Raw genomic sequence first — 14,237 nt, forward strand, 5'->3', positions numbered from 1 at the left:
CCGCCGCGTGTCTGATCAGCCCCACCCAGCACCGCAGCCACGCCCGCCACGCTTTCGCCTGCCGCGCCGGGCGCGCACCCCCTGGCAGGCGCCGCGCGCCCGCACGCTGTTCACGCGCCCCACGGCGTCGCCGCAGCGCATGCTGCTGCAGCGTATCTATCTCGTGCTCGGTCTCTGCGTGCTCGCCTTCGCCGTGCTCTATCTCGACCGCGACGGTCTGCGCGACGCCAATCGCAAGGTGCTCGGCATCGTCGACCTGATGTACTTCACGATGGTCACCGTCGCCACCGTCGGCTATGGCGACATCGTGCCGGTTACCGCCCGGGCGCGACTCATCGACGCCTTCTTCATCGTGCCGATCCGGATCGTGATCTGGTTCGTGTTTCTCGGCACCGCCTATCAGTTCGTCATTCAACGCGTCATCGAGGAATTCCGCATGAAACGCCTGCAAAAACAACTGCGCGATCACGTCGTGGTGTGCGGCTACGGCTTGAGCGGTTCGGTCGCGGTGCGCGAGCTGCTGGAAAGCGGCTTCACCGCGGAGTCGATCGTCGTCATCGATTCGCGGCAGGAGGCGCTCGAAGCGGCCACGGCCCTGGGCGTCGCGGGCCTGCTCGGCGATCCATCGCGCGAGGATCTGCTGCAGCAGGCGCAGGCGCGCCTCGCCCGCGCGGTCATCATCGCCGTCAGCGACGACGCCATCGCGATCCTGCTGACGTTGACCGTGCGCAGTGTCGCGCCGGACACGAAAATCGTCGTGCGGATCCAGGAGCAAACCTACCAGCGCCAGTTGCGTCAGGCCGGCGCGGACGTGATCGTTTCATCGACCAAGATCGGCGGCCTGTTGCTCGCCGACGCGGTGGACAGCAACTACATCGTGCCGTTCGTCAACGATCTGCTGTCGGCGCGCGGCCGCGTCAATCTGGTGGAGCGTCCGGCGACGGCGCTCGAAGTGGGCCGCTGGAGCAATGCGCTGCCGGGCGCGGTGGTCGTCGGGCTGATACGCGCGGGAAAGATGCTGTCGTTCTACGAAGACGAGCCGTGTCCGATCGAGCCGGGCGATCTGTTGATGGTGATCCAGTCGTCGCGTCACGCGAGTGACGCGTCCGGCGCTTAACTGACGGAACCGATGAACGACAGCGCCGCGCATGTGCACGGTTTTTGCAAGCAGGATCGTCGATGAACGCGATCCGTCGACTGATGGTTTTCTGGTGTGCTGACTTAAATGCATCATTTCGAAAGGACAGGAAAATCCCGCTTATGACCCGTTCGTCTCGCCCGCTCACACAGATTTTCGACGCCGCCGCTACCGCGCGGCTGATCCCGTATGCAACGCTCGTCGACGCGTTAAAGCGCGCGAGCATCGACTACGCGCAGCAACGCATCGTGAGTCCCGAGCGACTCGTCGTGCCGCTCAACGAGGGCGGCATCATGCTGTCGATGCCGGCCACCGCGCCCGATCTCGCGATCCACAAACTGGTCAACGTGTGCGCGAGCAACAAGCCGCGCGGCATCCCAACGATCCACGGCCAGGTGATGGCGTTCGACGCCGACACCGGCGAGACGCTCTTCATCCTCGACGGCCCGACGGTAACCGGGCGTCGCACGGCGGCGATGTCGATGCTCGGCATACACACGTTCGCGCCGGCCACGCCGCGTGAATTCCTGCTGATCGGCACCGGCACGCAGGCGGTGAATCATCTGGAAGCGATCGGCGAACTGTTCCCCGACGCGCGCGTGTGGGTGAAGGGCAGTGCGCCCGCACGGGCCGAAGCGTTTTGCGCCGCGCATCGTGCCGATGGCACACAAGGAACACCGGGCACCGGTGGCGCGCAGGGTGGCAAGGTGCGCGAACTGCAGCCGCTGGCCGACCCTGACGCGAACATTCCCGATTCGATCGACGTGGTGATCGCGCTGACCACCAGCAAGCAGGCCGTCTACAACGAAGCGGCGCGCCCGGACCGGCTCGTGATCGGCGTCGGTGCGTTCACGCCGGCCATGGTCGAGATCGGCGCGCGCACGATCGCAGGCAGCGCGCTATTCGTCGACGACGAAGCCGGCGCGCGGCATGAAGCCGGTGATTTCATCCAGGCGGGCGTCGATTGGACGCAGGTCGGCGGAATTGCCGCAGTGGTCGAAAAAACCGCTTCGTTGCCGCCGGGAAAGCCGATCGTTTTTAAAAGCGTCGGATGCGCGGCATGGGATCTGGCGGCCTGCCGCGTCGCGCGCGAAGCGTTGCGGGGAGGCTGATCGTGGACCGTTTGCGTCGCCTGGCGCGGCGGGATTCTTAGGTCCGGGTTGGCATCTTGCGCCAACCTGCGGCACATGTTGCCGTGCAAACAATCTCAAAACGTTGCACCATAGGCGTTTGCCAGAAAAAAGTGCCGGCCCGCCGGCGTTTTTTGCTCCTTGTCTTTTGACCTGACGCCTATCACGACGCTGCGACCGCGCTATGACGACCCAACACGCTTCTGCCACTCCCAAATTGCCGCTCGACATGATCATCTTCGGCGGCACCGGCGATCTGTCGTTCCGCAAGCTGCTGCCCGCGCTCTACATGGCGCATCTGCACTGCAATCTGCCGCCGGACACCCGCATTCTCACGATCGGCCGCAAACCGTGGTCGCGTGAGGAGTACATCAACGAATTCATGGAAGCGAAGGCGAAACCCTTCATCGAAAAGAAGGCGTTCGATGCCGCCGCCTGGGACAAATTCCTGGCGTTGTTCGAGTACGTGCGCATGGACGTCGATTCGGTCGAGGATTACCACCGTCTGAAAGAAGCGTCGCGCGACGGCGTGCGCCGCGTGTTCTATCTCGCGACCTCACCGGATCTGTTCACTAACATTTGCGACAACCTGTCGGCGGCCGGTCTGGTCGACGAGAATTCGCGTGTCGTGCTCGAGAAACCGCTGGGTCACGATCTGGCGTCCGCGCAGGAGATCAACACGGCGGTCGGCAAGCATTTCAGCGAAGCGCAGATCTACAGGATCGACCACTACCTCGGCAAGGAAACGGTGCAGAACCTGATGGTGCTGCGCTTTGGCAACGCGATTTTCGGCCCGCTATGGCAGGCGCCGTATATCAAGAGCGTGCAGATCACCGTGGCCGAAGAGGTCGGGGTGGGCAGCCGGGCCGGCTTCTACGATAAAACCGGCGCGCTGCGTGACATGGTGCAGAACCACTTGCTGCAGCTGCTGTGCATCGTCGCCATGGAGCCGCCGGTGTCGCTCGATCCGGATGCGGTGCGCGACGAGAAGCTCAAGGTGCTGCGCTCGCTGCGCCCCATGACGCCCGAGGATATCGCGCGCGATACCGTGCGCGGCCAGTACACGGCCGGCGCGGTAAACGGCGAGCCGGTGAAGGGCTACCTCGAGGAAGACAACGTACCGGCCGGCAGCCGCGCCGAGACTTTCGTCGCGTTGCGCGCGCATATCAACAACTGGCGCTGGGCCAACGTGCCGTTTTATCTGCGCACCGGCAAGCGGATGCAGAAGAAGGTATCGGAAATCGTGATCGAGTTTTCCGAATTGCCGTTCTCGATCATTCCGAGCGGTGGGCGCAATTACGGCAACCGTCTGGTGATCCAGTTGCAGCCGGAAGAGTCGATCCAGTTGCAAATGCTCGCGAAAGAACCGGGCAGTGGCATGCACATGCTGCCGGTGAATCTGAACCTGGACTTGCAGCAGGCCTTCACCGAGCGGCGCGCGGAAGCGTATGAGCGTTTGCTGATCGACGTGATTCGCGGACGCCTCACGCACTTCATGCGTCGCGACGAACTCGAAGCCGCATGGGCATGGGCCGAACCGATTCTCGAAGGCTGGAGCAAGTCGGGCGACAAGCCGCGTGCTTATACGGCAGGCACATTTGGACCGGCTGCGTCGACGGCGCTGATGGCGCGTGAAAACGCGGTGTGGGCGGAGGAATCGCAGTAAGCGGGTAGTCGAGCGTCGGCGCTACGTCGACGTTTCGAAGCGTTCGTCTCGCACATCTCGCACAAAAAAAGGCGGCCCGTTTTCGCGGGCCGCCTTTTTCATTATGGGCTTGCCGTTCTGATTTACGGCAGTGAGATCGTCAACGTGGCCGATTGCGGGCCAAGCTTGACCACCTGCGAATACGGTGCGAGCGTGCGCAACGTCTGATCGCGCAAATAGGTGTTCAGGCCAAGATAAGCCAGCAGTCCCACCAGCGCGAATACCGCCCCGATCGACCACAACGGCACCTCGCGCTTGAGCCGGTGCGCGACCTGATCGGGCAACGGCCAATGCGGCGCGAACGGGGCGCGCTTGCCTTTCATATGCGCGATTTCGTCGCCGATTCGCGCGGTCAGATAGGCGAGCTTCTCCGGTCCTTCGAGCAGATATTTGCCCTGGAAGCCGAGCAGCAGGCACATGTGGAACACTTCGAGCGACTGCAAACGCGCGGCGCCTTGCGCGCGGCATTCCTCGAGATACTGGAAGAACTTCTCGCCCGCCAGTTGTTCGCCGAACAGCACCAGTTGCAGCGGCCGGCGTTCCCATTCAGTGCGAATCCTGAATGTCGACGACAACACCGATTCGTCGATGGCGGCGCAGAACGCAAACTTGGACGCGTAGACGTCTTCCGCCGACGCATTGAGCTTTTTTGCTCCGCGCTCGAAGTCGCCGAGAAACTGCTGGATGCGCTGGCTGAATTCGTGCGAGTCGCCGGGCTCGCGGCCGTTCTTCAACAAGAACAGCATGAAGAAGCCGTCGTACAGCAGATCGAGCAGCGAGCGCACCTGGTAGCTCGGCTCGGTCATGGGGGCGGGCGTCGCGGCAGGCGTGCTGCCGCCAAACAGGGAGGGCGCGTAGCTCATGATGTGACGGCGATCAGTTCGAGTTGAAGATCGTTGATGCCCGACGGCGCGTAGATCATGGCCGATTGAGCCTGCAACATGCGGTCATACAATGCGCCGCGCGATTCGAAAGAGAAGTAGCACGCGCCCGGCCGCACCGGAATGGCGGGCGGCACTTGCGGCGTATAGACGAGCCGCACGCCCGGCATGGCCGAGAGCACCAGCTTGTCGACGTCGTCCGGCGCGCCGACCTTGAAGCGGGCGGGCACGGCTTCGACGAGTTCAGCGGTCGGCATGTCCGCGGAGACGGCAATGTAGAACAGGGTCTTGTCGTCGATCTTGCCCGAGTCGAGGCGGCCCGCATGGAACGACGGACGCACTTCTTCGAGCGCGATCGCGAAGTATCGCGTGGAGATCACGGTTTCGAGCAGATCGCGCAGGATCGTGTCAAGGCGCGCGAAGCCCGGGCCCGGATCGTCGTGCCGGTAAGCCGGCAGATCGGACAGCGCATAGCCCTTCGAGAACGTCATTAACTGCCCGGCCAGACGCAGCAACTCCTGGAACAGACGTTCCGGATGCAGCGCCGAATGCTGGTACAGATGCGCGAGCGACGCAAACGCGGCGCTCGCCGTATGCAGCAGCCAGAACGACGCGATGTCGCCGGAACGGAACTCGATGATGTTCTTGGTCGGCTCGCGGTGAAAGCCGTACAGCGCGTTGACCTTCGCCTGCAGCGCGTCGATCAGTTGACGCAGCCGTTGATGCAGGATCGGGGACGCGTCGATCGCGAGGCAGGGCGGCACGAATGTGTCGTCGATTTCAAAACCCGACGTGGCGGTGCGGCGCACGCGCACGAGCGGCACCGACAGCAACTGGTCGCGCGGTTCGCTGTGCGCAATCAGTTTGACGCGGGTCTTGAGAAACGTGATGTCGGCTTCGGCGGCGTCCGTGAAATGATCGGCCACTGGCGTTTGTTCGCTGACGTAACGCGACACGAAACCCGCGTTGCTGTCTTGCGAGTAGTTCGCGCCGGTTTCGCGCAGCGGATGCAGTGCAAGATAAAACGTGAATTCGTTGATGCCGTCGGGCAGCGTGTCGAGCGCGATCGGCGGCGGCAGGTCGTCGGCTTGTGGCGCGGAATAGAGCGCGCCATCGGGAAACACCAGCGAGAGCTCGCTCACGCGCAGCACATTGCTGCCGAGTGCGTCGCGGTCCAGACGTGCCGAACGCAGGCCCCAGTTGTACGGCTGAATCGCCTGGATCGATTCGAACAGGCGCGCCTCATGATAGGCGTCCTGACGCTGAAAATGCTGCGGCCTCAGAAACAGGCCTTCCCCCCAGAGCACTTTTGCGGAATAACTCATCTCAAACCTGTTATATGCGTTCAGCGTGTGACGAGGCCGGAGATAACCGATTCGAACGCCGAATTGTTAATTCTCTAAAAAATGTTAAATCGTATTTTGCCGGCATCTTTAACCGCAACTTACCGACGAAAGCATATTCAGCGGTTGGGCGGGCAATCCCTGTTCAGGTGGGATCACAGTGCCGTTGGTCACCGTCATTGCACAGTTATGCAGGCCGATCATTATGCCGGATTTCTCCGACTTCGCCGGGTCGAAAGCGAATTTCCAACGCTGCATGGCCGGATCGCGGAATAGCGCGACGATACCGAATGCCTGAGCTTCACGCGAGACTTTTTCGGTGACGATGTAACGTTGACCGGGAATCAGCGTAACTTCGCGCACGCCGAGCAGATCGCCGCCCAGTATGGTCTTTTCTTTGGCCGGATCGGTGAAGGCGTCGAATGGCGCCTGCTGGAATGAAGTGGGGTCTTTCAGCACATAAAGCCGCACGACCAGTGCCAATGGGCGTTTGTCATTGGCGGCATTCAGATTGGGCGCCGCGTACAACGTGAGGCCGACATTACGCGGCGGCTTTTGCGCGTCCGGTACGTCCGGCTTGCCGATGCCGCTCGCCTGCAAAACCGCGCTGGCAGCGGCTCCCAGCGCCGGCACAGCGGCCGCGCAGCCGCCCAGCAGCGCGCACGCCGCGGCGCTGGAAATCAATAGCGATGCATGGCGAACAAGACGCGAATTCATATACATCGACCGGCCTGGCGCCGTCCCCAGTCAAAACATCAATAACGAAATCAATCCGGCCAATTTGCAGCAACGCTATGCCGCGTAATGCCGCTTTATGCAAAGCGCATTGCTGTCCGGCGCAACCCTTTCTGCTGTCTGGTATGCGGAAATTTTTGCCGTTCTCTAGATTGCGGCAATTGAATCAGGAAACAATTTCTGCATGTTTCGTTTAAATGAACCTGATGCATTTTTTTTGTGCAATGCTTCTTCACACGAAAGTTGAATTATCGAAATTTGGCCTGTACTATACCCGCGCAGTTGAAGCAAAGCAAAACTCGGGTTTCTCCCTGAATTAAAAAAATCGCACGTCGGTGAAAAACGATGAATGAGCGTCTTTTAGTAAAACTATCTGGGGTTGTGTTGGCATGCGGCGTGATTGCCGGTTGCGCGACACAGGGCAACAACACAGCGGCCACACCGGAGGCTTTTAATAAGCAACTCGCGGACGCGGACACTGTCGCGAAGGGTGGCGATCAGGATCGCGCCATTGCGCTTTATCAGCAATTGTCAAAATCCGATCCAACACGTGAAGAACCGTGGTCGCGCATTGCGCAGATCCAGTTCACGCAGGGGCATTACGGTCAGGCCATCGTCGCCGCGCAGGAAGCCCTGCAGCGCGACCAGACCGATCGCCAGGCAAAGAGCGTGCTGGCTGTAGCAGGCCTGCGCGTGGCCACGCAATCGCTTGGCGAATTGCGCCAGGATGCGTCGCTCGCGGGCGACGCGAAGTCGGACGCGCAGGCGCTCGCCAAGCAGTTGCGCGACACGCTCGGCGAAGCCACGTTGTTCCCGCCCGATCCGAACGACAAGCCCGCGGTGAAGAAGAAACGCATCGTTCGCCACGTCGCCAAGGGCAAGGCCGCGGATACGCCGGATGTCACCACCAGCGCCGCCACGCCGGCCGCTCCGGCGGCGCCCGCCACACCGGCTGCGCCTGCAGCGCCAGCACCCGCCAAAGCCGCGCAAAGCGGCGGCGCGTCCGATCCGTTCAGCGCGCTGCGCTGATCCACACGCCTGATTCATCTGCATCCGGGAGCCGACGATGGCGAAGAAAGAAAGTATTCAAAAACGCTTGCAAAAAGTGCGGCCGCCCCGCGTTCAACTCACGTACGAAGTGGAGCGCGGCGATGCGATCGAGGTGAAGGAACTGCCGTTCGTCGTCGGTGTGGTTGCCGATCTGGCAGGGCAGTCCGAAGTCGAGCAGCCGAAGCTGCGCGATCGCAAGTTCGTCAACATCGACCGCGATAATTTCGACGACGTGATGAAAGCGATCGAGCCGCGCGCGGCGTTTCAGGTGGAAAACCGCCTGAGCGAGGCCGGTGGCAAATTCGCCGTCGACCTGCGCTTCAAGTCGATGGCCGATTTCAATCCGGACGAAGTGGTCGCGCAGATCGAGCCGCTGCGCCGTCTGCTCGAAGCGCGTTCGAAACTGGCCGACCTGCGCAACAAGCTGGCCGGCAACGACAAACTCGAAGATCTGCTGAGCGAAGTGCTCAACAACACGCAGCAATTGCAGACGCTGGCGAAAGACCAGGGCAACGCAGCAGACCAGCACGCCGGCGCGCTGGATCACGACAAGCAGGGCGAATAAGTACGTACGGGGTGTGAGATGAACCAGCAAACGGCAGCAGCCCAACTCGCCACCGCGCAGAGCGGCACGGAATCCACGTTGCTCGACGAAATCGTCGAGAAAAGCCGCGTGGCCAAATCAGAGTCCGAACACGCGCGCGCGAAAGACCTGATCGGCGAACTCGTACACCAGGTGCTCGACGGCACCGTGGTGGTCTCCGACAACCTGTCGGCCACCATCGACGCACGCGTCGCGGAACTCGACCGCCTGATCTCCGCGCAACTGAGCGCGGTGATGCACGCGCCGCAATTCCAGCGCATGGAAAGCACGTGGCGCGGTCTGGACTATCTGTGCAAGGAAAGCAATACCGGCTCGACGGTCAAGATCAAGGCGTTGCACGCGCCCAAGCGCGACCTCGTGCGCGACTTCAAGAACGCGATCGAATTCGATCAAAGCGCACTCTTCAAGAAGGTTTATGAAGAAGAGTTCGGCACTTTCGGTGGCGCGCCGTTCGGCACGATCATTGGCGACTTCGAGGTGACGCGTCAGCCTGAAGACGTGTACTTCATCGAACAGATGGCGCACGTCGCGGCCGCGGCGCATGCACCGTTCATCGCATCGGCGTCACCTGAACTGATGGGTCTCGAAACGTTTGCCGATCTCGGTAAGCCGCGCGATCTCGGCAAGGTGTTCGATACCGTCGAATACGCGAAGTGGAAGTCGTTTCGCGACTCCGAAGACTCGCGTTATGTCGGCCTGACGTTGCCGCGTTTTCTCGGCCGCCTGCCGTTCAATCCGAAAGACGGCGCCACGGCGGAAGGCTTCAACTTTGTTGAAGACGTGGACGGCACCGATCACAGCAAATACCTGTGGTGTAACGCAGCGTGGGCCTTCGCGGCTCGCCTGACGGCCGCGTTCGACGACTTCGGCTGGTGCGCGGCGATTCGCGGCGTGGAAGGCGGCGGTCTGGTGGAAGATCTGCCCACTCACACGTTCAAGACCGACGACGGCGAAGTCGCGCTGAAATGCCCGACCGAAATCGCGATTACCGATCGTCGAGAAAAGGAACTGAGCGACCTCGGTTTCATTCCGCTCGTGCACTGCAAGAACTCGGATTACGCGGCGTTTTTCGCCGCGCAATCGGTCCAGAAGCCCAAGAAATACAGCACTGATAGCGCGAATGCGAACGCCGTATTGTCCGCGCAACTGCAGTACATCTTCTCGGTGTCGCGCGTGGCGCACTATCTGAAGGCGATGATGCGCGACAAGATCGGCAGTTTCGCATCGGCACAGAACGTCGAAGTATTCCTGAATCGCTGGATCTCGCAGTACGTGCTGCTGGACGACAACGCGACCCAGGAGCAGAAAGCGCAGTTCCCGCTGCGCGAGGCATCGATACAGGTCTCGGAGATTCCGGGCAAGCCCGGTTCGTATCGCTCGGTCGCTTTCCTGCGCCCGCACTTTCAACTGGACGAGCTGTCGATCTCTTTGCGGCTTGTCGCTGACCTGCCGAAACCGGCAAATTCATAAACGAAGTCAGAAGACCCGTGCTGGCCGTACGGGTCGACTGTTAAAACCACCTCTTTGGGGAGTCGATGAGTTATGAAGGATATCTATTTAAAATTCGGCAATCCGGCGATCAAGGGCGAGTCCGCCGATAAAGATCATGCTGGCTGGATCGAAATCGATTCGTGGAGTCACTCGATCACGCAACCGCGTTCGGCAACGGCTTCAACGGCGGGTGGTCACACGGCCGAGCGTTGCGAGCACGCCGACATGCAGTTCACGAAAGACATCGACGTGGTCAGTCCGCTGCTTTATCAACACGCATCGGGCGGCACGACGTTCGACGAGGTGACGATCGACTTCATGCGTTCGGACGGCGAAGGCAATCGCATCAAGTACCTGGAAGTGAAGCTCAAGTACGTGATCATCTCGAGCGCCACGCCGAGCGTGGTGGGCGAAGGCCTGCCGACGGAACAATTCTCGCTGAAGTACGCTGCCGTGCAGTGGAAGTACACGCAGCAGAAGATTGGCGGCAACCAGGGCGGCAACGCGCAAGGCGCGTGGAGCCTGACGAAGAACGACAAGACGTACGCGGTCTGATGCCGGGGCGCACGCGGCGCGCGGCCTGACAAGGCTGGCGCACGCCGCGCGCAACTCGCGTCGAACTGCTTCTTCGGACGCTGATGAAACGCTTCGAACCCAGCTTTCTCGACAAGCTGTTCGACGACGAACCGCATCTGCCGGCTTCTCCGGCGATGCGGCAGTTGTCGTTGGACGAGTTGAAGGCCACCGTCGCGCGCGATGTCGAGGCGATCCTGAACACCCGGATCGCACTGACCGAGCACGAACTCGCTGCGCTGCCGGAATGTCAGCGCTCGGTGCTCACGTACGGGCTGAACGATTTTGCGGGCCTGAGCCTCGCGAGTCACTACGACCGCACGTTCATCTGCAAATCGATTCAACAGGCAATTGCACGGCATGAGCCGCGCTTACAGCAGGTGGCGGTCACGCTCGAATTGAGCGAACAATCCACCAACGCGCTGAACTTTGCGATTCAGGCGCTGCTGGTCGTGCATCCGGCGGAAGAACCGGTGAGTTTCGATGCGATGCTGCAGCCTTCCACGCTGCAATACTCGGTGACGCGCGCACGCGCAAAGCTTTAGTAACTGATTTTGACGGCTGGTTTTTAGTAACTGCGTTTCAGTATTTCGAGTACCGCTTTGCCGCCACCCTCAACGCGCAACGGGGGCGATAGATTGGGCGGAGAAGGAACAGGTCCGGGGATAGATCGATGGAAGAATTGCTGCCGTATTACGAGCGCGAATTAGCATTTCTGCGGCGCTATTCGCGCGATTTTGCCGAACGCTATCCGAAGATCGCGGCGCGCCTGGCAATGTCCGGCGAGCACTGCGAAGATCCGCACGTCGAGCGGATGATCGAATCGTTCGCGCTGTTGGGCGCGCGCATCAACAAAAAGCTCGATGACGATTACCCCGAATTCACCGAAGCGCTGCTGGAAGTGTTGTATCCGCACTATCTGCGGCCTTTTCCGTCGTGCTCGATCGCGCAGTTGGGCACCTCGGCCGCGTTCAGTCACCTGACCGAACCGGTGCTGATCGAGCGCAGCACCGAACTCAAGTCGCGGGCGATTCGCGGCGTGCAATGCCGTTTTCGCACCGCCTACGAGGTGACGCTGGCGCCGATCCGGATCTCGGAGGCGAAGTACACGTCGGTGGCGATGGCGCCGAGCGCGACCGTCCTGCCGGGCAACGCGACGGCGATCGTGTCGATCACGTTCGAATCGACGGCCGCGCAGCTCGATCTCTCCGCCTTGAAACTCGGCACATTGCGCGCGCACCTGCACGGCGAGCAATCGTTTATCGCGGCTTTGGCGGATTGCCTGTTCGTCAACGCAATGGCCTCTTATGTGGAAGCCGATCGTTGCGGCGTGTGGAAGCCATTGCGTGAATCGCCAGTCGTGCAAGCCGGATTCGACGAAGACGATGCGCTAATCGACTATCCGGCCAAATCGCATCCGGCGTACCGGTTGTTGACGGAGTACTTCGCGTTCCCCGAAAAATTCAACTTCACCGATTTCGATCTGGTGGCAATGACGCGCGCAAGCGGTCGCTGCCAGCGCCTGACGTTGCATGTCGTGCTGAAGGAAGTACGCAGCGATTCGCACGTCGCACGTCTGCTGGATTCGTTGTCCGCGCATCATTTCCGGTTGTTCTGCACGCCGGTGGTGAATCTGTTCGAACAGCACGGCGAGCCGATCCGCATCAGCCATCAGGCGATTTCGTATCCAGTGGTCGCCGAAGCGCGCCGCGCGTTCGCCTACGAGGTCTATTCGATCGACTCGGTCAAGCTCGTCCGGCAACAGGCGCATGAAGAATCGGTGATCGAATTCCGGCCATTCTATTCGCTGCATCACGGCGAAGCGGCACGTGCCGGGCACTACTGGTTCGCGCGGCGTAACGATTGGGTCGCGCAGAAAAGCCCGGGTTACGAGACCGAAATCTCGATCGTCGATATCGACTTCGAACCGGCCGCGCCGCAAACCGATACGCTGAGTCTCGATCTGACCTGTACCAATCGCGATTTGCCGGCGGGCCTCGCCGTGGGTCTCGAAGGCGGCGATCTATTTCTGGAAGGCGGCTCGTTGACCGGCAACATTACGATGCTGCGCCGGCCGACCCCGAGCGTGCGTTTCGAGCGCGGACGCGCCTCGCACTGGCGGTTGATATCGCATCTGGCGTTGAATCATGTGTCGCTCGCCAATAGCGGACTGTCGGCGCTCAAGGAAATGCTGGTGCTTTACGATTTGCGGCGCACGGCGGTGTCGGCGCGGCATATCGACGGCCTGGTCGGCATCGAGCAGCGCGCAGCGGTGCAATGGCTGCCGGGCAAACCGTTCGCGACCTTCGTGCGCGGCATCGAGATTCGTTTGACGATCGACGAAGAGCATTTTGTCGGCACGAGTCTCGCGTCGTTCGTGCGGGTGATCGACACGTTTTTCGGGCTGTACGTGCATCTGAACAGCTTTGTGCAACTGGTCGTCGTGTCGAAGCGCACCGGCGAGGAGATTCTGCGATGCAAACCGCGCAGCGGCGAGTCGATCCTGGCGTAGTCGAGCAGCTTCTCGACGAACCGCATCGCTTCGAATTTTTTCAGGCGGTGCGGATTCTCGAGAAGTGGTTCGCGCAGCAAGCGCCGTCGAGTAACGGACGTCCCGGCGAAATCGTCGCGCAGCGGATTGCCTTTCGCAATTCGTTGTCGATGTCGTTTCCCCCTAGCGAAATTCACAGCGCGCAGTCCTACGACGAGGAAGGCGCGGCGCTGAAAGAGAAGCCACAACGCACCGCCGCGCTCGAAGCGGGGTCGCTTCATAAGGTCGATATCACGCCGGCGTTCTTCGGTTTACTCGGCGGCCAGGGCGCATTGCCATTGCATTACACCGAGCAGATCGTCGCGCGCGAGCAGATCCAGCGCGATAGGGCCGCGCGCGAATTCTTCGACGTGTTTTCGAATCGCGCGACCGCTCTGTTTTACGCGGCATGGAAGAAATACAGGCTGCCGTTTCATTACGAACTGGATCGCGACGAACGTTATCTGCCGCTGTTGCTCGCGTTGGCGGGAGTAGCCGATGACGACACCCGCAACAGTCTGCAAAGCGGCGACGGCGCGCTATTCGACGAAGCAATCGCTGGTTATGCATTGGCCGCGCGGCACCGGCCGGTTTCGGCGGCCTACTTGCAGCGCACGCTGTCTGAGTACTTCAAGGTGCGGGTGCGCGTCGATCAGTTCGTCGGCAAATGGTACGACGTGCCGCGCGATCAATTGACCGTGCTCGGTGGTGTCAACGCGACGCTCGGCGCGACCGCGCTGGCCGGCGAGCGGGTCTGGCAGCGCGACATGCGCGCGCGGCTCGTGATCGGCCCGCTCGACAAGGCCGACTACGAAGCGTTTCTACCCGGCGCCGACCACGCCGTGGCGCTCGAACGCATGTTGACGTTGCTCGCCGGGGTGACGCTCGAATACGAGGTCGCACTGGTGCTGCGCCGCAAGGAAGTGGGGCCCAGCATGCTGAGCGGCGGCGCGCGCCTCGGCTGGGACGCATTTCTATGCACCAGGGAAGCCGACCATGACCGCGCGGACGCCCGCTACGAATTGCACGTGATTCACTGACCATAACGATAGACCAG

General features: G+C 61.4%; 13 protein-coding genes. 10 read left to right on the top strand and 3 right to left on the bottom strand.

Annotated elements, in window-relative coordinates; all coding sequences use genetic code 11:
- Window positions 1-7 precede the first annotated feature (7 nt).
- From PQR53_RS19720 to zwf, 3 genes are all read left to right on the top strand, one after another.
- A complete protein-coding gene (locus PQR53_RS19720; RefSeq protein ID WP_408457247.1) occupies window positions 8-1,117 on the top strand; it encodes a potassium channel family protein in 1,110 nt (369 codons plus the stop codon).
- Window positions 1,118-1,260: 143 nt separating this feature from the next.
- A complete protein-coding gene (gene lhpI / locus PQR53_RS19725) occupies window positions 1,261-2,250 on the top strand; it encodes a bifunctional Delta(1)-pyrroline-2-carboxylate/Delta(1)-piperideine-2-carboxylate reductase (RefSeq protein WP_408457250.1) in 990 nt (329 codons plus the stop codon).
- 202 nt (window positions 2,251-2,452) lie between these two features.
- Entirely contained in the window at window positions 2,453-3,934 is a 1,482-nt protein-coding gene (gene zwf, locus PQR53_RS19730) for a glucose-6-phosphate dehydrogenase (RefSeq protein ID WP_179737692.1), read from the top strand.
- Between the two features lie 122 nt (window positions 3,935-4,056).
- Here zwf and icmH read toward each other — a convergent pair whose 3' ends face one another.
- The 3 genes from icmH to tssJ all read right to left on the bottom strand — a co-directional run bounded on the left by icmH (window position 4,057) and on the right by tssJ (window position 6,914).
- Window positions 4,057-4,836, bottom strand: coding sequence for a type IVB secretion system protein IcmH/DotU (icmH, locus tag PQR53_RS19735; RefSeq protein ID WP_408457254.1), 780 nt, complete (start codon window positions 4,834-4,836; stop codon window positions 4,057-4,059).
- Window positions 4,833-6,179 carry a type VI secretion system baseplate subunit TssK gene (gene tssK, locus PQR53_RS19740; RefSeq protein ID WP_408457257.1) on the bottom strand — a complete coding sequence of 449 codons (1,347 nt, stop codon included), beginning with the start codon at window positions 6,177-6,179 and terminating at the stop codon, window positions 4,833-4,835. The genes icmH and tssK overlap by 4 nt, the downstream gene beginning before the upstream one ends.
- Window positions 6,180-6,287: 108 nt before the next feature.
- Window positions 6,288-6,914, bottom strand: coding sequence for a type VI secretion system lipoprotein TssJ (gene tssJ, locus PQR53_RS19745; protein ID WP_408457260.1), 627 nt, complete (start codon window positions 6,912-6,914; stop codon window positions 6,288-6,290).
- A 363-nt stretch (window positions 6,915-7,277) separates the two neighbouring features.
- Between tssJ and PQR53_RS19750 the strand changes: the two genes are divergently transcribed.
- The 7 genes from PQR53_RS19750 to tssG all read left to right on the top strand — a co-directional run bounded on the left by PQR53_RS19750 (window position 7,278) and on the right by tssG (window position 14,220).
- Entirely contained in the window at window positions 7,278-7,961 is a 684-nt protein-coding gene (locus PQR53_RS19750; RefSeq protein WP_408457263.1) for a tetratricopeptide repeat protein, read from the top strand.
- 37 nt (window positions 7,962-7,998) lie between these two features.
- Window positions 7,999-8,547 carry a type VI secretion system contractile sheath small subunit gene (gene tssB, locus PQR53_RS19755; RefSeq protein WP_408457266.1) on the top strand — a complete coding sequence of 183 codons (549 nt, stop codon included), beginning with the start codon at window positions 7,999-8,001 and terminating at the stop codon, window positions 8,545-8,547.
- 18 nt (window positions 8,548-8,565) lie between these two features.
- Entirely contained in the window at window positions 8,566-10,056 is a 1,491-nt protein-coding gene (gene tssC / locus PQR53_RS19760) for a type VI secretion system contractile sheath large subunit (RefSeq protein ID WP_408457269.1), read from the top strand.
- A 72-nt stretch (window positions 10,057-10,128) separates the two neighbouring features.
- Window positions 10,129-10,632 carry an Hcp family type VI secretion system effector gene (locus PQR53_RS19765; protein ID WP_408457272.1) on the top strand — a complete coding sequence of 168 codons (504 nt, stop codon included), beginning with the start codon at window positions 10,129-10,131 and terminating at the stop codon, window positions 10,630-10,632.
- Window positions 10,633-10,715: 83 nt separating this feature from the next.
- Window positions 10,716-11,195 carry a type VI secretion system baseplate subunit TssE gene (tssE, locus tag PQR53_RS19770; protein ID WP_408457275.1) on the top strand — a complete coding sequence of 160 codons (480 nt, stop codon included), beginning with the start codon at window positions 10,716-10,718 and terminating at the stop codon, window positions 11,193-11,195.
- Between the two features lie 128 nt (window positions 11,196-11,323).
- Window positions 11,324-13,162: a type VI secretion system baseplate subunit TssF gene (tssF, locus tag PQR53_RS19775; protein WP_408457278.1), complete on the top strand. Its 1,839-nt coding sequence runs from the start codon at window positions 11,324-11,326 to the stop codon at window positions 13,160-13,162.
- Complete coding sequence (gene tssG / locus PQR53_RS19780; RefSeq protein ID WP_408457281.1) at window positions 13,126-14,220, top strand: type VI secretion system baseplate subunit TssG; 1,095 nt, start codon at window positions 13,126-13,128, stop codon at window positions 14,218-14,220. Before tssF ends, tssG begins: the two co-directional genes overlap by 37 nt.
- The last annotated feature ends 17 nt before the right edge of the window (window positions 14,221-14,237 follow it).

The organism is Paraburkholderia fungorum (assembly GCF_046027605.1).
Lineage (GTDB): Bacteria > Pseudomonadota > Gammaproteobacteria > Burkholderiales > Burkholderiaceae > Paraburkholderia > Paraburkholderia fungorum_F.

Bases quoted from the DNA above. Each gene is read 5' to 3' on its own strand.
- lhpI (WP_408457250.1), top strand. From the start codon at position 1,261: ATGACCCGTTCGTCTCGCCCGCTCACACAGATTTTCGACGCCGCCGCT.
- zwf (WP_179737692.1), top strand. From the start codon at position 2,453: ATGACGACCCAACACGCTTCTGCCACTCCCAAATTGCCGCTCGACATG.
- icmH (WP_408457254.1), bottom strand. From the start codon at position 4,836: ATGAGCTACGCGCCCTCCCTGTTTGGCGGCAGCACGCCTGCCGCGACG.
- tssK (WP_408457257.1), bottom strand. From the start codon at position 6,179: ATGAGTTATTCCGCAAAAGTGCTCTGGGGGGAAGGCCTGTTTCTGAGG.
- tssJ (WP_408457260.1), bottom strand. From the start codon at position 6,914: ATGAATTCGCGTCTTGTTCGCCATGCATCGCTATTGATTTCCAGCGCC.
- PQR53_RS19750 (WP_408457263.1), top strand. From the start codon at position 7,278: ATGAATGAGCGTCTTTTAGTAAAACTATCTGGGGTTGTGTTGGCATGC.
- tssB (WP_408457266.1), top strand. From the start codon at position 7,999: ATGGCGAAGAAAGAAAGTATTCAAAAACGCTTGCAAAAAGTGCGGCCG.
- tssC (WP_408457269.1), top strand. From the start codon at position 8,566: ATGAACCAGCAAACGGCAGCAGCCCAACTCGCCACCGCGCAGAGCGGC.
- PQR53_RS19765 (WP_408457272.1), top strand. From the start codon at position 10,129: ATGAAGGATATCTATTTAAAATTCGGCAATCCGGCGATCAAGGGCGAG.
- tssE (WP_408457275.1), top strand. From the start codon at position 10,716: ATGAAACGCTTCGAACCCAGCTTTCTCGACAAGCTGTTCGACGACGAA.
- tssF (WP_408457278.1), top strand. From the start codon at position 11,324: ATGGAAGAATTGCTGCCGTATTACGAGCGCGAATTAGCATTTCTGCGG.
- tssG (WP_408457281.1), top strand. From the start codon at position 13,126: ATGCAAACCGCGCAGCGGCGAGTCGATCCTGGCGTAGTCGAGCAGCTT.